Consider the following 17,083-nt stretch of genomic DNA (forward strand, 5'->3'; position numbering starts at 1 on the left):
AGAACGATGAAATTTACCGAATTTGACGGCGAACTATACAGAGATGACAGGATGCATGTCCTGTACATCTGTAAAGGTATCACAACCATTGAAGGTGATCGAGTTTCAACGACCATTTATCATGAAGAATCTCCAGTTGATGCCAAATGGTGTCTCGTTACATATAGGAATAATAGCCGATATATGGCGATTAGTTCCAAACTTTTTGATTCCAAGCAAAATGCGGAAGCCTATAGGAGGCATATTGAACCAATGACCCCGCTGATTAGTCTTGGAGGTCGTCCTCGGAATCCTCCGCCCCCATACGAAGAGTTTCTAAGGTGGAAGGAAGGAAGAAAAATTCCAAGAATATGACTACCAAAAAATGTTTTTGCCTGACAGTAAAAACCCATTCGAAATGATGACCGATTATATTAAAAGGAGAGTATAAATGGAAGCTGAAGATTTTTTAGAGTGGGTGACCGTAAATGATGCAAATTTAGCAAAGGCATCATTTATAAACTATACGCCATGCTCTCTGAGTGATATATTTATATCGGTTCGGGGCTACTTGATCGAATCTCGAATACAATCAATATCAGACTTGGAAAAAATATTAGTTAGTTTGGCGGATGTAAATTCGGTAAACTTTGCTGAGTGCTTTAATTCATTTTGGTTGTGTAACTCCAAAAAACCCCCCTTCTTTCTGGGAACAAAAAAATTCAAAAAAGATTTGACTAAAGAATGGCATATTGAAGAAATTACTGGAATGCAACGTCATATATTGACGGAAAAATATCTGAAAATGTCTATATTTGATCAGCTGTTAATAGACTTTGAATATCAATATTCCATTGTTCATAGAATCACCCCACATTTAGCCGGCTTTTTTGCATGCAAATCTTTGGAAAAAGATGATTATCTGAAAATTATAATGTATACCCAAAAAATATTAAGTAATTGTGAAAGTAAAGATGTTGTATTGCAGTCTCTAGATCATGATGTGAATGATCAAGATTTTTCATTCATTGTTGGCGAATTTGTAAACGATAGATCAACATTTTGTTCCAGGTTGTTTTACCCCAAAGCACATAGAAAAAATTGGCAAGACAAAGTACGGTGTGTATGGGAAGATATAAAACTACATATTTTAAGTAGTGCCTGCGCATAAGCTAATATCGACGATTCTAATAAATAATTTGTGGCTGTCCGGGCTCATATACATGTGAGACTGTTAAGAGGATAAAAAACCGGCCCCAGGGCCAAACCACCCACGCATGATTCGGATAGATTCCATCTCCAAGCATTTCGGCGGCTTGAAGGCCGTCGATAACGCCACCCTTGAGATACAGCAGGGGACGATCACCGGATTGATCGGCCCCAACGGCGCCGGCAAGACCACCTTGTTTAATGTTATCGCCGGGGTTTACGCCCCGACATCTGGCCATATCTATCTTGATGGGGAAGACATCACCGGCCTTAAACCGCACCAATTATTCGCCAGGGGGCTGCTCAGAACCTTCCAGATCGCGCACGAATTCTCAAGCCTGACGGTGCTGGAAAACCTCATGATGGTGCCGGCCGGGCAGGCCGGCGAGCGTTTGCCCAACGCCTGGCTGCAACGCCCCAAGGTGTGTCGGCAGGATGCGAAGATTCGCAAGCAGGCGGAGTCGGTGATCGAGTTTTTGAACCTGTCGCAGGTTGCCGATGCCCGCGCCGGCAACCTCTCCGGCGGCCAGAAAAAACTCCTCGAACTTGGCCGCACCATGATGGTGGATGCCAAGGTGGTGCTGCTGGACGAAGTCGGGGCGGGCATTAATCGAACCCTGCTGAACGACATCGGCGATGCCATCATCCGCCTCAACCGCGAGCGCGGTTATACCTTTTGCATGATCGAACACGACATGGCGTTCATTTCCCGCCTGTGTGACCCGGTGATCGTGATGGCCGAAGGCTCGGTGCTGACCGAAGGCAGCGCCGAGCAGGTCAAATCCAACGAGCAGGTCATTGAAGCCTACCTCGGCCGCGGACTCAAGAACAAACCTGCGAAGCCGTCTCCGCCTCTACCGCCGACACGGTCGGAACCCGAACCGGAGCCGGCATGAGTTTTCTCAGCGGCGAAAACATGACCGGCGGCTATGGCGGCGCCGATATCCTCAAAGGCTGCACGGTTGGCGTGGACCAGGGCGAGATCGCGGTCATCGTCGGACCCAACGGCGCCGGCAAATCGACCGCCATGAAAGCCATGCTCGGGCTACTGAAACTGCGCGAGGGCAACGTCAAACTCGCAGGCGAAGACATCATCCGCCTCACCCCGCAGGCGCGCGTGGCGCGCGGCATTGCCTTCGTGCCGCAGACCGCCAATGTATTCGTCTCCTTGACGGTGCAGGAGAACTTGGAGATGGGCGCGTATCTGCGGCACGATGATTTCACAGACACTATGGAGCAGGTGTTTGCACTGTTCCCGGTGCTCGCGCAAAAGCGCCGCCAACCGGCCGGCGAGTTGTCCGGCGGTCAGCGACAGCAAGTGGCGGTCGGGCGTGCGCTGATGACGCAGCCGTCGGTGTTGATGTTGGACGAGCCGACCGCCGGCGTGTCGCCGATCGTGATGGATGAGCTGTTCGAGCGCATCCTGGAGGTGCGAGAAACCGGCGTCGCCGTGCTCATGGTTGAGCAGAATGCGCGTCAGGCGCTGAACATCGCCGACCGCGGATATGTGCTGGTCATCGGCGAAAACCGCCATACCGACAGCGGTGCGGCGCTGCTCGCCAACCCCGAAGTGCGCAAGTCTTTTCTCGGGGGATAGCCGATGCCGGAATTGGGCGCCCTGCTGAACGCGCTGCTGCGGTTGCTCAAACCTGAAATGCGCAAGCCTTTTCCCGTGGCTGGTCGATAATGAGCGATTTTCTCAACGCGTTGGTGTTGCTGGCCAACTTCGTCATCATTCCGGCGTTGTCCTACGGTGCGCAACTGGCCCTCGGCGCCCTCGGCGTCACCTTGGTTTACGGCGTTTTGCGGTTTTCCAACTTTGCCCACGGCGACACCATGGCTTTTGGCGCCATGGCAACCATCCTCGCAACCTGGTGGTTGCAGTCCAAGGGAATCGGTATTGCGCCATTGCCCACGGCGTTGCTCGGATTGCCCTTTGGCATCGCCGCCGCGGCGGTGCTTTGTGTGGTGGTGGACAAGACCGTATACCGATATTACCGCCTGAACAAAAGCCCGCCGGTGGTATTCGTGATCGCCTCGGTCGGCGTGATGTTCATGATTAACGGCATCGTGCGCTTTATCATCGGCCCCAACGACCAGCAATTTGCCGACGGTGAACGGTTCATCATCAGGGCGCGGGATTTCAAGCAGATGAGCGGACTGAGCGAAGGCTTGAGCATCAAGGCTTCTCAGGGACTGACTATCGTCGTTGCTATCCTGCTGGTGATCGCGCTGTTTTGGTTTCTGCAAAAAACCCGCACCGGAAAGGCGATGCGAGCGTTTTCGGATAACGAAGACCTAGCGCTATTGTCGGGCATCAACCCCGAGCGCGTGGTGATGGTCACCTGGATACTGGCCGCTGCGCTGGCCACCATCGCCGGCACGCTTTACGGTCTCGACAAAAGTTTCAAGCCGTTCACCTACTTCCAATTACTCCTGCCGATTTTCGCCGCCGCCATCGTCGGCGGTCTCGGCCAACCGGTCGGCGCCATCGTCGGCGGCTTCGTCATCGCGTTCTCCGAAGTGATGATTACCTACGCCTATAAAAAATTTCTGATCTACCTGCTGCCGGAGCAATGGCAGCCGCAAGGGTTGATGCAACTGCTGTCCACCGACTACAAGTTCGCGGTGTCGTTCATCATCTTAGTGGTGGTGCTGTTGGTGCGCCCGACCGGCATCTTTGGCGGGAGGGCAGGATGAACAGTGTCAACGGCGTGAGCGCTATGAGCGCCGCCGCCAGCAATCGGCTGCGCGCGAGCATCGCCTTCGCGGTCATGGCGGCGCTGCTGTTGCTGGTTGGCATCGGGCAATCGTGGTCGCTGGCGCTGGCGATTTTCAACCTGTGCCTGATTTCCGCGATCATGTCGCTCGGCGTGAACATTCAGTGGGGCTATGCCGGGTTGTTCAATGTCGGCATCATGGGCTTCGCCGCGCTCGGCGGTGTCGCTGCGGTGCTGGTTTCCAAAGCGCCGGTGGCGGGCGCCTGGGCGGCCGGCGGTGGTGGCTTGCTACTGGCGGCGGCGTGCGGCATCGCCACCATCGCCGGCGCGGTTTTATTGCGCCGACGCTTGCCGAAGGGCAAGTTGCGGCTGGTTTGCATGGGTGTGCTCATCGCGCTCGGCTATTTTGCCGTGCGCTATTTTTATGATCCGGCGGTAGCGGCCATCGAGGCGGTTAACCCGGCCAAGCACGGCTATCTCGGTGGCCTCGGCCTGCCGGTGATTGTTTCCTGGGCGGTGGGCGGTTTGTTTGCCGCTGGTGCGGCTTGGGTGGTGGGCAAAGTTGCCCTCGGACTGCGCTCGGATTATCTCGCCATCGCCACCCTCGGCATCTCCGAAATCATCATTGCGTTTTTGAAAAACGAAGACTGGCTGACCCGAGGTGTCAAAAATGTCACTGGGCTTGCGCGTCCGGTGCCATATGAAATCGACCTGCAGCAAACGCCGTGGTTTATCGACGCGGTGGAAAAATTGAACGCCGCCGAACTGGTGTCGCTGGCAGCCGGTGCGCGCCTCGACGCGCTCAACAAACTGGTGATCGACTACTCGAGTCTGTTGGTCAAGTTATGTTACACCGGACTGTTCGCCGGCGTGTTGGTGATTATTTTGTTGCTGAGTTCCGCCGCGCTCAACTCGCCGTGGGGGCGGATGATGCGCGCGATTCGCGACAACGAAGTGTCGGCTAACGCGATGGGTAAAAACATCACCGCGCGCCACCGCCAGGTGTTCATCCTCGGCTCGGCGGTGATCGGTATCGGCGGCGCCATGTTGACCACGCTCGACGGACAATTCACCCCCGGCACCTACCACCCGCTACGCTTCACCTTCCTGATATGGGTCATGGTCATCGTCGGCGGTTCCGGCAACAACCTCGGCGCGGTGCTGGGCGGATTCCTGGTCTGGTTTTTCTGGATCGAGGCCGAACCGGCGGGACTGTGGCTGATCGACAACGCCACCAACTGGCTCGGCGAGGACCATGCAGTGAGAATCCACCTGATGAACAGCGCCCAGCACATGCGCCTGTTCCTGATGGGCTTGGTGCTGTTGCTGGTGATGCGCTTCAGCCCCGGCGGGATATTACCGGAAGTGGTCAGGCGGCGTTAGTCCGGGGTTTCCTTGATGCGAAGTAACATCCCTATTTTTGCGCGGCCTACTGGAATAGCAGGTGTCGCAGTCCACATATCGTAAGAAAATAAGCATGTTGCTCCCTGTAGGGCATCCCGAAGCAAGAGACCAAAACCCTCTTGCTTGGTGTATGATGGTATACTTAAATGCTGTTTATGAATTTCACGTGGCGACACAGTTTGCGGCTTGCGCCAAAAAGAGATAGTAGCCTGTCAAGGAGATGCATTAAGAATGTCAGTCAATGTAGCACAAAATGTAGAGAACACCAAAGAAGTTTATGATGACGATGATTTCCTGGCGCAAATAGAAGATCTGGATACATCTTTATCTAGCCGCTTTTCTGAAGCACTTGTAGTTGATAGGATATTGACTCGGAAACTCGTCAGTTTCCAAGCAAATAAAACCCGCACACATTATAGATGGTACAAGTACAAGGAAGCATTCTCCGCTGATTTAGTCGAATATCTTTTTCGCAAATATAGTGTCAGCAAAGGGCGAATACTTGATCCTTTTGCTGGTGCAGGAACGGCATTGTTTGCATGTTCCTCGCTGGGCTACAACTCCGAAGGTATAGAAGTATTACCTGTAGGCCAAAAAATCATAGAAGCAAATATCCTTGCTAGAGGCAAGCATAAGCAGAACATTGTTTCGGGGTTGGAGCGTTGGCTACTGCAGAAATCATGGAATGCTACTGGCGAAACTAAAGATTTTGAAAGGCTTCGCATAGCAGATGGCGCATACTCAAAAGAAACACACCATAAAATAAAAAGATACTTAAACGAACTTGAATACGAAGGCTCAGAACTAAAAGAAACACTGTTGTTTGCGCTTCTGTGCGTTCTTGAATCAATAAGCTATACAAGAAAAGACGGGCAATTCCTTCGTTGGGATTATAGATCCGGTCGAGGAAATGGAAAAAACACTTTTGACAAAGGAAAGATTCTGTCATTCGATGAGGCCATATCAATCAAACTAGAGGAAATAAAAAATGATATGTCTCTTGGTGATAATAGAAAGGATTTGTTTTCATTTAAGTCGCAAGACATTCAGGCTGGAGAGGTTGGCATAATAAAAGGATCTTGTTTAGGCGTTCTCCCTACACTGAAAAGCAGATCTTATTCAGGGATAATCACTTCGCCCCCTTATTGCAACCGCTACGATTACACACGAACCTATGCATTAGAGCATGCATTGCTGGGAATCACCGAAAGCGAATTAGGGTCATTGCGACAGGCGATGATAAGCTGCACAGTTGAAAACAAGGCAAAAGAACTTTTTTCTTTTAATGAAAAATGGAAAGTAGCCATAGATGTTTGCAACAACCAGTCTTTATTGCAAGAAATACTCGATTATTTAGATTATAAGAAAAGTAGAAATGAACTTAATAACAATGGCATTGCTCGGATGGTGAGGGGGTATTTCCATGAAATGGCTTGTGTCGTTCAAGAGTGCTATCGTGTGCTGAAAAAAGATGGTCTGATGTTTATGGTTAATGACAATGTTAGATATGCGGGGGCTGCAATTTCCGTGGACACGCTTTTGTCGAAAATAGCTGAAGACTTGGGTTTTTGCATTGAAAATATACTTGTTCTTCCTCAGGGGAAAGGAAACAGTTCTCAACAAATGGGCAAGCATGGACGAGAAGCGTTAAGAAAATGTGTCTATGTGTGGAAAAAGGTGGCGTAAATGCCATTCAAAAACCATTTAAAATCATACAAAAACCTCATTACTCCCTACGAACAGACAAGAGCCGGTTTTATATCCTTGGCGTTGGAGAAAACCAGAAAGGCCACGCCTTTTATTGAAGAGGCCAAAGCACTGAGAGCATTTTCTGTAAAAGCAACAAAACCAGAGGGTTTGCTAGCTATAAGTCAAATACAAAATGCTTTGCTTGTAGCAGCAGGTATTTCTGATAAAGCAAAGAATCATCTTCTGGAATCAGATAAAAACAAAGCCATTGCAGGTCTCATAGAGGAATTTCTAAAGCCTTCTGGAAAGCATTTTGTGGATGAGTTGGTTTATCGATTTTTGCTTACAAGAGGAGACTCCTTGGGCGGTAGCATGAGGAATCTTGCAGGCAAACTAGGTGAATGGCGGTTTACAAGGATGCTTATATCCATATTCGCTGTAAGAGGGGTGACGTTTAAGTATTTGGATTCAAGAAGCAGAGAATGGATGGCATCACATGATGAGCCAGATATAGAGAAGCGCGTTAAAGGATTATATTGGGTATTTGGAAAAGCAAAACGTACTCTGGCTTACAACCTGACAGTGCCTATAGTAAGAAAGAATGTTGATCTTTGCTTATTCGATTGCGCTCCAAATGAAATAATTTCTGGGGAAAATAAAAATTCCGCGCACTACAAACCAAAAAAATATCTTGCATTGGGGGAACTGAAAGGTGGGATAGACCCGGCGGGCGCGGACGAGCATTGGAAAACTGCGAATTCAGCACTGGAGAGAATTCGGACAGCCTTTGCCGGTGTGGACTGCAACCCTCATACATTTTTCATAGGTGCAGCAATAGAAAGTGCTATGGCGAAAGAGATATATCAGCAATTAAGCAATCATGTTTTATCAAACGGAGCCAATCTGACAAATGAAGATCAAGTGGTTTCTTTATGTGATTGGTTGATAAAAATCTAGAAAACCAGGTTCACAGACACGGAGGTGGGACATTCGCTATTGTATGCAGCAAGTGCGACCGGCGTTAGATTCCATCTGAAATAAAAGGGCGCTAAAAAACCCGACAACGGCGGACGTTGCCGGGTTTTTGTTGCTACGGTCGGCTTATCGGGCCCGGTTTATCGCACCCGGATGGTCTCGAATTCGCCGTTTTTGATTTCCAGTTCCTTGTACGAGCCGAACACTTCGCCAACTTCGTTGAATTCAACGTTGGTCGCGCCGGTGTAGTCCACCTCGCCGCCATCGGCCAGGATTTGCAAGCCCTTGGCCAGTTCACCGACCGCGATTTCCTCGCCCGGGGCGTTGGCTACCGCCATCATTTTCGCCTGAATATCGGCGCGCTCGGACGAGCCGGCGGCTTGCATCGCCAACATCAACAACGCCGCGGCGTCATACGATTCGCCGCGGAACGGGCCGTCGCCGTCAACGCCGTTGCGTTTGGCGTGGTCGAGGAAGCGGGTGGCCGCATCATCGGCGCCACCGGGCACGGTGCCGATGGTGCCATTCAAGTCATCGCCGATCGCGTTAATCAGCGAGTCGCCGATCATGCCGTCGGCGAGGATGAAGCTGCTGAACGCGTCGGTGTCAACCGCGCCCTGGATGATGCCTTTGCCGCCTTGGTCAACATAGCCGAACACCGCGAGGTGTTCCGCGCCGGACGCGGCCAGCGCGCCGACTTCAGCGGCATAGTCGGCTTTGCCATCTTCGTGCGCCGCGCTGATGGCGACCGTGCCGCCCACTGCTTTGAACGCGCTGGCGAACGATTCCGCCAAGCCTTTGCCATAGTCATTGTTGGTGTAGGTGACCGCGACATTTGCAATGCCCCGATCGGTTAGAACATTGGCCAGCACTTGCCCCTGGCGCGCGTCCGAGGGGGCGGTTCTGTAGAATAAGCCCTTGTCTTCGATGGTCGAGAGCGCCGGCGAGGTGGCCGAAGGCGACACCATGACTACCCCGTTTGGAATCGCGACGTTGTTGGCGATGGCGGTGGTTACCCCGGAACAATCGGCGCCCATGATGGCGGCAACCCGGTCGGCGGTGATCAGCCGTTCCGCGGCGGCGGTGGCGGCGGCGGAATCCACGCAAGTGGAGTCGGCGCGCACCGGCAAGACTTGCTTGCCGCCGAGCAATAGGCCGGAGTCGGAGGCCTCCTTCATCGCCAGTTCGGCGCTTTGCGCCATGCCGGGGGTCAGCGATTCGATCGGGCCAGTAAAACCAAGAATCACGCCGATTTTGATATCCTCGGCCAGTGCCGTCGCCGACCCGGCGGCGACAATAATCACCGCTGCGGCGGCGATTACGATTTTGTTCATTTTGATGGACATATTTGCGAATCTCCTCAAGTTTGATATGTATTAAACAATTATACTGAACCGGATCGAACCGCCAAGCAAATGCCAATGGCAATAAAACCGACAATAAAGCGGGTTTAATGAAGCTGACCTGGCCACGTTAGATTCGGCGCGTGTGCCCGTGATTATACTTGGATTTGCCCGATATGGAATTACTATTATCAATTTTGGGTTCAATGCCCAAGTCCAACCATCTAAAAGGCAGGGTATGCAAGTAAAAAAGCAGAAGCTAATTGAATGGTGCGGCTTCGCCGCCAGGATTTAATCTGCTTATCGGCGGCTCTTGTAGGGTGGATTTCTGCCTGCGTGATGTAATGTCGGTAATCCCCTAGCCTGTTCGTCATTATCGGGCTTGGCCCGATAATCCAGTTAAACACAGGCGGCGCAAGCCGTGCCATTTCCGATTGTTGTGTGGGATCAGACACCTATGAGACTGTGAGAGGATAAAAAAATCGGGTGGTCAGAGGCAACGTATCGGCATTTGTCGAGCCTTGATTCAAAACCCCGGTTTGTTATTGGTTGATGGACCCACCGCCAGCCTTGACCCTAAAACCTCACGACAGATTATGTGTTTGATTTGTGAACTTTGCCAAGAACGCCAGCTGGCTGCTATCATCAATATTCATGATATGCACCTAGCACAGATGTTTGCTAAACGTATTGTTGGTCTGCAATTGGGCGAAATTGTTTATGATGGCCCTCCCCAAAGGGGTCACGCCGAATCAACTAACTAAAATTTATGGTGAAGAAGACTGGGAAGCAACAATTGGCACCGTGGAAGACGAAGATGAAAATGACTTGTTGATACAGACCACGAGGGCTCATTCATAATAACCACGGCACCACACCGCACTTGGAAACGCCCGCCGTTTGTTAAAAACCCCTTGTTGCGTTGGGGGCTTTGGCTGTCAATTGTAATATATCTCGCTTTAGCCTTTGGTACGATGGAGGTCAATTGGGGGCGAGTGGCTGAGGGAATGACCCGTGGACAACTGATTTGTAGTTTCCTTTTTCCCGCCAGATTTCATTAGCCGCTGGGATTCTATCGTAGATGGAATCTTTGAAAGTCTATGGATGACTGTGACTGCAACGGTTGCAGGAATTTTAATCTCGATTCCGGTAGGACTGGGAGCAGCTCGGAATTTATCCTATAGGTCCGTGTACTATTTTTGTGTATTGCTGGCAACTGGTTTCTGAAAAGACCATTTGGTTGTTTGTGGAAGATGCCCCCAGACAAGCTGCTGACATGGCTGAACGAATGGTTCCCCCAAAATGGGCCTAACATGGAAAAACTTTGGGAGTCTGTTGGGGATACGCTCAATATTGCCACATTGGGCACCGTTCTTGCGATTGTTATTGCAGTGCCGATTGCTTTTTGTGCCGCACGAAATACCACTCTAAGCACAGTTTTCATTCGTCCTATTGCCCTATTTATCATTGTTTCTTCCCGTTCTATCAATTCATTAATCTGGGCATTGATGTTAGTGACCATCATTGGTCCAGGTGTTTTCGCTGGAGTGATTGCCATTGGACTGAGGTCTGTGGGATTTTGTTCCAAATTATTGTACGAAGCAATCGAAGAAATCGGTCACACTCAAGTGGATGCTATAGAAGCGACTGGTTTCAGTGGCGCGCAGAAATTGGTTTATGGGATTGTGCACCAGATTTTACTTACTTTTGCCGGAATTAGTGTGTTTCGTTGGGGCATTAATATCCGTGAATCAACCATGCTCGGACTGGTTGGTGCCGGAGGGCTTGGATTGCAACTCAATTCCTCAATCAATACGCTGGCTTAGACTCAGGTTTCTTTAATTTTGCTGGTGATTCTTGCCACAGTGATCGTTAGTGAATGGGTTTCAGCCAAGGTTCGGCATGCCATAATTTAATATTTTCGAAAATCCGGAGCGGTTGAGATGACAACAGATTTTTGCAGCTATGCTTTAGCTGCTTGTGTGTCTGCCGCTAGCCGTTGCAACGGTTTCTCGTTAATCGGCAGGTGAATCACCGCTGCCAGAATTCCGACCATTGCCCCAGCCCACCACATGCCATCGTAGGATCCGGTTTGATCATAAATACGACCGCCCAGCCAGACGCCCATAAAGCTGCCGATCTGGTGACTCAGAAAAACGATTCCGAATAGTGTTCCCATATATCTAACCCCAAATATCTGCGCCACGATACCTGTGGTGAGCGGAACGGTTGATAGCCAGAGCAGTCCCATAGTGCCGGCAAATAACAGCATCACTAACGGCGTTTTGGGCAGCAACAACAGGGCCATGATAATTATCGCCCGGCTGAAATAGATGACACTCAAACCGCATTTTTTACTCCACTTCTGGCCAGCCCACCCGGATAAAAGCGAACCGATGATATTCATCAAGCCAATGAGGGCGATGGAATAGGCTCCAATTTCAGGGTTGAGCCCGAGGTCTTTAATATACGCGGGGAAATGAACCGTTATAAACGCGACATGGAAGCCGCATACAAAGAAGCCAATAGTTAGCAGAGCATACCCCCGATGATGAACCGCTTCATAAACGGCAGCCGATAACGATTGGTCGCTGATTTTCTTTGCGTGCACATCCGCCATCGAATTGGACAACGAATTGGCCGGGGAATTAGGCAGACATAAGGCCAGGGGTATCATCAACAGCGTCATTGAGGCGAGGATGACAAGCGCGGTATGCCAGCCGAATGCAGAAATAAATCCCTGGCTAAGCGGTGAAAATAATACCTGGCCGAAGGAACCCGCCGCAGTGCCTAATCCCAAAACGAAGGATCTTTTTTGCGCGCCCACAACCCGCACCATGACAGCTAAAGCAAGGGTAAATGCGGAAAATGCAATACCGAGTCCGGCTAGAATGCCGCCGGTCATATGCAAGGCAAACCCGGTTTCAGCATTTGACATTCCCCAGACGCCGAGGCCGTAAACAATGGCGCCGATGATAATCACTTTGACCGACCCAAATTTGTCGGCCAGGGCACCGGCGAAAGGCAAGCCGATGCCCCACATCAGGTTTTGTAATGCCATGGCCAGGGCGAAGGTTTCCCTGGACCAGTTCATCTGTACCGTCATCGGCTCCAAAAACAACCCGAATACCGAGCGTATTCCGAAACCTATAGTGGAAATCAAACAGCCTGCGATAATCACGACCAGTGGTGTGCGCCAGCTTTTTAAATTCAACGACATTATTTCAAGTATCTCCTTGCGGGCAATAATTTCCGATTGTTACTTGCCGCCTTGCTTGATCTATGACTCCGATGAGCTATGTTGCAATCATCTATGCATCCAATGCGGTTTTCTTTTTTCTACGAATGCCGCCATGCCCTCTTTTTGATCCGCGGTCGCAAAAGCCGCCTGAAATTGGCGGCGCTCGAAAAGCAAGCCGTCGTGGAGGCTGGTTTCCATCGCCTGGTTGATACATTCCTTGTTCATCATTAATGCGGGCAGTGATTTTGAAGCAACCAATTTAGCGATGCTGATAACCTGGTCCATAAACTTGTCTTTTTCCACGACACGAGAGACCAACCCGCATCGCTCCGCTTCAGCCGCATCCATCATCCTGCCGGTCAAGCACATATCCATCGCCTTTGACTTTCCAATCAGGCGAGTGAGTCGTTGGGTGCCGCCCCAACCGGGAAGAATGCCTAAGTTGATTTCCGGTTGCCCAAATTTTGCGCTTTCTGAGGCAATGATAAAGTCGCACATCATGGCAAGTTCACAACCGCCGCCCAGCGCGTAACCGCTCACGGCGGCAATCACCGGTTTCCTGCATTTGCTAAGTGCATCTTCCAGGTTGCAGGTCGCACCACCCTGGTAAGCATCGATATAAGACTGGTCTTTCATTTCCGCGATATCGGCCCCCGCTGCAAACGCCTTTTCGTTACCGGTAATCACGATGGCGCCTAATGCGTGATTGTTTTCAAAATCGGATAACGCCTGGGTCAACTCGCCCCCGAGTTGGTTTGATAATGCGTTCAGCACTTGCGGTCGGTTAAGCGTTATCAGTCCGATAGTCTCGTCTATTTCGGCGATAATCGTTTTATAGGTTATGTCGTGTGTCATTGTTATAGGTCATGTCGTAAGGTTGTGTGAGCATGCTAATTTAACAAATTCCTGCGATTCATGCACGGGCGTTAGTTATAATACTGCGCTTTGAAAGATTGTGAACGGCGCGCCAAACTAAATCCGAGAGCAATAAAGGCAACAATGACTTTTAACGAAATTTATAATCGATCATGCGAAAACCCGCAGGCGTTTTGGGGGGAAGTCGCCGAGAACATTTTTTGGTATAAAAAATGGGGCAAGGTTCTTGATGACTCCGATGCGCCGTTTTATAAGTGGTTCACCGGCGGAGAAACCAACGTGTGTTACAACGCGGTTGATTTGCACGTTGAGCAAGGGCGGGGAGAGCAAACGGCAATCATCCATGATAGCCCGGTTACCGATAGCCAGCAGAAGATTACCTTTAACCAGTTAAAAGCCCGAGTGGCGCGATTTGCCGGCGTGCTTGTGCAGCAAGGGGTGGAAAAGGGCGATCGTGTCATTCTCTATATGCCGATGATTCCCGAAGCCGTCATCGGCATGTTGGCTTGCGCCCGAATAGGGGCAGTGCATTGTGTCGTGTTTGGCGGGTTTGCAGCTAACGAGCTGGCAGTGCGTATTGATGACTGCAATCCCAAAGTGATTGTTTGTGCATCCTGTGGCATCGAACCCGGTCGTGTGGTCGAATACAAGCCGTTGCTTGATAAAGCCATTGAGATAGCCAACCACAAACCCGATTATTGTATTGTTTATCAAAGGCCACAAACTCGCGCTGACCTGATCAACGGCCGTGACTTGGATTGGCAAGCAGCCGTTGCCAAGGCATCTGATGCAGACTGCGTGTCAGTCGCTGCCACCGACCCCCTCTATATTCTTTATACCTCAGGCACCACAGGCGAGCCCAAAGGCGTAGTCCGGGATACCGCCGGGGGCATTGTATCGTTGAAATGGAGCATGAAAAACATCTACAACGTCGAGCCTGGAGAGGTGTATTGGGCGGCCTCGGATGTGGGTTGGGTGGTGGGTCATTCGTATATCGTTTATGCACCGCTATTCAATGGCTGTACGACTATATTATTTGAAGGCAAACCCGTTGGCACGCCAGACCCGGGGGTATTCTGGCGTGTAATTTCCGAGCATAACGTAAAAGTGCTTTTCACCGCTCCTACCGCATTCCGTGCGATTAAAAAGGAAGATCCTAACGGTGAATATATAAAAAAATATGATCTATCCTGTTTGCAATCACTTTTCCTGGCCGGCGAACGCACCGATCCGGATACCTTGAACTGGGCTAAAGACAAACTCGGCGTTTTGGTTATCGACCATTGGTGGCAAACGGAAACTGGTTGGGCAATTTGTGCAAACTGCCTGGGTATAGAACAATTACTGATAAAAGATGGGTCGCCTACACGTCCGCTTCCGGGGTGGCAGTTGCGCGCCTTGGATGATTTCGGGAACGAGGTCAAAACTGGCGATATCGGCGCGTTGGTCGCAAAGTTGCCGTTACCGCCAGGCACATTTCCTGGCTTATGGAACGCGCGGCAGCGTCATTTTGATTCTTATCTAAAATCGTTTCCGGGTTATTACGAAACCGGCGATGCCGGTTATATAGACGAAGATGGATATGTCTTTGTCATGTCCCGCACCGACGATGTTATCAATGTTGCCGGACATCGGTTATCTACCGGGGCGATAGAAGAAGTTTTAGCATCGCATCCTGAGGTGGCGGAATGTGCGGTGATGGGGGTCAACGATGATTTGAAAGGCGAGTTGCCTGTGGGTTGTCTGGTATTGAATTCTGGCATTGAGCGTGCTCCGGAAGAAATAATCAAGGAATCAATTCAACTGGTCAGAGAAAAAATTGGCCCGGTGGCTGCGTTTAAGTTGGCCGTTGTTGTAAAGCGACTTCCAAAAACACGCTCCGGGAAAATTCTTCGAGGCACCATGAAAAAAATTGCTGACAATGATTCGTGGAAAATGCCGGCGACCATCGATGACCCCGCGATTCTTGACGAGATCACCGTAGCATTACAATCTTTAGGGTATGCACAAAATTGATGCACACAAAATTAATACTAGCGGGATTGATACAAAAGGCGATTGGGAAATACGCTCTGTGGTTAAAACATGAGGCAGAATTATGAGGCATGCCTTCATTATGAACGCACTGGAAACCGTCAAGGCGTGGAAAGATACAACCTATTTTCTGATGCGCGCCTGTGTTGAGCGTGGACACCGGGTGGGTTATCTGGATCAACGTTCCTTGTGGTTGAATCACAATCAATTACACGCCAATATAACCTGGGTGAATGTGCATGACGACCATGATCAGCCATTCACGATACTCGAATCGAGCGCACTAAATCTGGGCGAAGTCGATGTTGTCTGGATTCGCACTGATCCGCCTTTCGACCGCAGATATTTTTATACCACGCTGTTGCTGGACTATCTGCCTGAGCGTACTCGAGTGCTTAATCGACCCTCCGGCATTCGCAATTGGAATGAAAAATTGGCAGCCCTTCTTTACCCTGAATTCACGCCGAAAACCGTGGTTACCAACGATGTCGATGAAATCAAGGCTATGGCCTGGCGCCATCAACGAATAATCATAAAACCCATTGACGGGTACGGCGGCAAAGGCATTGTTTTTTATAATGCGGGAGAGCGGGAGCAAGTGATTGTGGACGCAACCCACCAGGGTAGCCATTGGGTCATCGCGCAGGCGTATTTGCAGACCGCAGCGGAAGGGGATAAAAGAATCTTGTTGCTAAACGGCGAGCCTTTGGGCGGGATATTACGATTGCACGCTGAGGGCGTAGAATTAAATAATCTGGATATGGGGGGCTCAGCGAATCCCGTCGAACTGGATCAGCGCGATTTGGAAATCTGTGCGGCGATGAAAGCAGGATTTATCGACCAAGGGGTATTTTTTGCGGGAATTGATATCATCGGTGGTATGCTTATCGAAGTTAATGTCACCAGCCCGACTGGATTGCAGGAGTTATCTCAGTTTAATCAGACTGCTTACCATCATCAAATAATCGCTACATTAGAATAATATCCTTCCTGTCGTGAAATCATTAATCCTATCTTCTTTATCCGAATCCAGATCGGCATTGGAGCGCTTTATCAGCGATCATGCCAAAATTGAATCCATTGAACAGGCCGCCGCGGTGTTAATCAAGACGCTGCAAAATGGAAACGCCATTTATAGCTGTGGCAATGGCGGTTCAATGAGCGATGCCATGCATTTCGCCGAAGAACTAACCGGGCGATATAGAAAGGACAGAGCAGGGTTATCTGCTGCCGCAATCAGCGATGCGGGGCATTTGTCTTGCGTTGCCAACGATTACGGTTACGAATTTGTGTTCTCGCGTTACCTTGAAGCACGCGCAAAAAAAGGAGACGCATTGGTCGCCATAAGCACCAGCGGCAAGAGCGCCAATGTCATTAAAGCTGCCGAATATGCCCTGGAAAATGACCTGTCGGTGATCAGTCTGACGGGTTCGGAAAATTCACCGCTGGGTAAAATTGCGAGCGTCGATATTCATACTGTTGACTATGAATTCGCAGATAAAATTCAAGAGCTGCATATAAAAATTCTGCACATTCTGATTGAGCTGATTGAAAGATCTTTTTTCCCGCAAAACTATCCTGATAATTAAGGCGCTATCCGACATGGAAAATCG

14 protein-coding genes and 2 pseudogenes are annotated in these 17,083 nt (G+C 50.2%); 13 read left to right on the plus strand and 3 right to left on the minus strand.

Annotation, left to right across the window (positions count from 1 at the left end; translation table 11 throughout):
• The first annotated feature begins 6 nt into the window (after window positions 1-6).
• From ACPXXB_RS05310 to ACPXXB_RS05345, 8 genes are all read left to right on the plus strand, one after another.
• Entirely contained in the window at window positions 7-354 is a 348-nt protein-coding gene (locus tag ACPXXB_RS05310) for a hypothetical protein (RefSeq protein ID WP_423910218.1), read from the plus strand.
• Window positions 355-430: 76 nt separating this feature from the next.
• The gene (locus ACPXXB_RS05315) at window positions 431-1,150 is read left to right on the plus strand and encodes a hypothetical protein (RefSeq protein WP_423910220.1); all 720 of its coding nucleotides are present in this window, start codon (window positions 431-433) and stop codon (window positions 1,148-1,150) included.
• A 106-nt stretch (window positions 1,151-1,256) separates the two neighbouring features.
• Window positions 1,257-2,084 carry an ABC transporter ATP-binding protein gene (locus ACPXXB_RS05320; RefSeq protein ID WP_423910223.1) on the plus strand — a complete coding sequence of 276 codons (828 nt, stop codon included), beginning with the start codon at window positions 1,257-1,259 and terminating at the stop codon, window positions 2,082-2,084.
• A complete protein-coding gene (locus ACPXXB_RS05325; RefSeq protein WP_423910226.1) occupies window positions 2,081-2,785 on the plus strand; it encodes an ABC transporter ATP-binding protein in 705 nt (234 codons plus the stop codon). The genes ACPXXB_RS05320 and ACPXXB_RS05325 overlap by 4 nt, the downstream gene beginning before the upstream one ends.
• An 89-nt stretch (window positions 2,786-2,874) precedes the next feature.
• A complete protein-coding gene (locus ACPXXB_RS05330; protein ID WP_423910229.1) occupies window positions 2,875-3,888 on the plus strand; it encodes a branched-chain amino acid ABC transporter permease in 1,014 nt (337 codons plus the stop codon).
• Between the two features lie 23 nt (window positions 3,889-3,911).
• Window positions 3,912-5,291 (plus strand): branched-chain amino acid ABC transporter permease, encoded by a 1,380-nt coding sequence (locus ACPXXB_RS05335; RefSeq protein ID WP_423910232.1) that lies wholly within the window; start codon window positions 3,912-3,914, stop codon window positions 5,289-5,291.
• A 207-nt stretch (window positions 5,292-5,498) separates the two neighbouring features.
• Window positions 5,499-6,998: a DNA methyltransferase gene (locus tag ACPXXB_RS05340; RefSeq protein ID WP_423910235.1), complete on the plus strand. Its 1,500-nt coding sequence runs from the start codon at window positions 5,499-5,501 to the stop codon at window positions 6,996-6,998.
• Window positions 6,999-7,958 (plus strand): AvaI/BsoBI family type II restriction endonuclease, encoded by a 960-nt coding sequence (locus ACPXXB_RS05345; RefSeq protein ID WP_423910237.1) that lies wholly within the window; start codon window positions 6,999-7,001, stop codon window positions 7,956-7,958.
• A 158-nt stretch (window positions 7,959-8,116) separates the two neighbouring features.
• On the opposite strand, the gene ACPXXB_RS05350 is transcribed toward ACPXXB_RS05345, so the two are convergent.
• Window positions 8,117-9,310 (minus strand): ABC transporter substrate-binding protein, encoded by a 1,194-nt coding sequence (locus ACPXXB_RS05350; RefSeq protein ID WP_423910985.1) that lies wholly within the window; start codon window positions 9,308-9,310, stop codon window positions 8,117-8,119.
• Between the two features lie 491 nt (window positions 9,311-9,801).
• Here ACPXXB_RS05350 and ACPXXB_RS05355 point away from each other — a divergent pair.
• Both ACPXXB_RS05355 and phnE read left to right on the plus strand, forming a co-directional pair.
• Window positions 9,802-10,180: pseudogene (locus ACPXXB_RS05355) on the plus strand (ATP-binding cassette domain-containing protein); the annotation flags it as partial.
• 310 nt (window positions 10,181-10,490) lie between these two features.
• Window positions 10,491-11,235: pseudogene (gene phnE / locus ACPXXB_RS05360) on the plus strand (phosphonate ABC transporter, permease protein PhnE).
• Between the two features lie 47 nt (window positions 11,236-11,282).
• Here the strand turns inward: phnE and ACPXXB_RS05365 are convergent.
• Both ACPXXB_RS05365 and ACPXXB_RS05370 read right to left on the minus strand, forming a co-directional pair.
• Window positions 11,283-12,539 (minus strand): MFS transporter, encoded by a 1,257-nt coding sequence (locus tag ACPXXB_RS05365; RefSeq protein WP_423910240.1) that lies wholly within the window; start codon window positions 12,537-12,539, stop codon window positions 11,283-11,285.
• Between the two features lie 87 nt (window positions 12,540-12,626).
• Complete coding sequence (locus tag ACPXXB_RS05370) at window positions 12,627-13,403, minus strand: enoyl-CoA hydratase (RefSeq protein ID WP_423910987.1); 777 nt, start codon at window positions 13,401-13,403, stop codon at window positions 12,627-12,629.
• 156 nt (window positions 13,404-13,559) lie between these two features.
• Between ACPXXB_RS05370 and ACPXXB_RS05375 the strand changes: the two genes are divergently transcribed.
• From ACPXXB_RS05375 to ACPXXB_RS05385, 3 genes are all read left to right on the plus strand, one after another.
• Window positions 13,560-15,452 carry a propionyl-CoA synthetase gene (locus tag ACPXXB_RS05375; RefSeq protein WP_423910242.1) on the plus strand — a complete coding sequence of 631 codons (1,893 nt, stop codon included), beginning with the start codon at window positions 13,560-13,562 and terminating at the stop codon, window positions 15,450-15,452.
• Between the two features lie 82 nt (window positions 15,453-15,534).
• Entirely contained in the window at window positions 15,535-16,452 is a 918-nt protein-coding gene (gene gshB / locus ACPXXB_RS05380) for a glutathione synthase (protein WP_423910245.1), read from the plus strand.
• Between the two features lie 13 nt (window positions 16,453-16,465).
• Window positions 16,466-17,059 carry an SIS domain-containing protein gene (locus tag ACPXXB_RS05385; RefSeq protein ID WP_423910248.1) on the plus strand — a complete coding sequence of 198 codons (594 nt, stop codon included), beginning with the start codon at window positions 16,466-16,468 and terminating at the stop codon, window positions 17,057-17,059.
• Window positions 17,060-17,083 lie beyond the last annotated feature (24 nt).

The organism is Candidatus Spongiihabitans sp. (assembly GCF_965237845.1).
In the GTDB taxonomy this organism is placed as follows: domain Bacteria; phylum Pseudomonadota; class Gammaproteobacteria; order Arenicellales; family Poriferihabitantaceae; genus Spongiihabitans.

Bases quoted from the DNA above. Each gene is read 5' to 3' on its own strand.
- ACPXXB_RS05310 (WP_423910218.1), top strand. From the start codon at position 7: ATGAAATTTACCGAATTTGACGGCGAACTATACAGAGATGACAGGATG.
- ACPXXB_RS05315 (WP_423910220.1), top strand. From the start codon at position 431: ATGGAAGCTGAAGATTTTTTAGAGTGGGTGACCGTAAATGATGCAAAT.
- ACPXXB_RS05320 (WP_423910223.1), top strand. From the start codon at position 1,257: ATGATTCGGATAGATTCCATCTCCAAGCATTTCGGCGGCTTGAAGGCC.
- ACPXXB_RS05325 (WP_423910226.1), top strand. From the start codon at position 2,081: ATGAGTTTTCTCAGCGGCGAAAACATGACCGGCGGCTATGGCGGCGCC.
- ACPXXB_RS05330 (WP_423910229.1), top strand. From the start codon at position 2,875: ATGAGCGATTTTCTCAACGCGTTGGTGTTGCTGGCCAACTTCGTCATC.
- ACPXXB_RS05335 (WP_423910232.1), top strand. From the start codon at position 3,912: ATGAGCGCCGCCGCCAGCAATCGGCTGCGCGCGAGCATCGCCTTCGCG.
- ACPXXB_RS05345 (WP_423910237.1), top strand. From the start codon at position 6,999: ATGCCATTCAAAAACCATTTAAAATCATACAAAAACCTCATTACTCCC.
- ACPXXB_RS05350 (WP_423910985.1), bottom strand. From the start codon at position 9,310: ATGAACAAAATCGTAATCGCCGCCGCAGCGGTGATTATTGTCGCCGCC.
- ACPXXB_RS05365 (WP_423910240.1), bottom strand. From the start codon at position 12,539: ATGTCGTTGAATTTAAAAAGCTGGCGCACACCACTGGTCGTGATTATC.
- ACPXXB_RS05375 (WP_423910242.1), top strand. From the start codon at position 13,560: ATGACTTTTAACGAAATTTATAATCGATCATGCGAAAACCCGCAGGCG.
- gshB (WP_423910245.1), top strand. From the start codon at position 15,535: ATGAGGCATGCCTTCATTATGAACGCACTGGAAACCGTCAAGGCGTGG.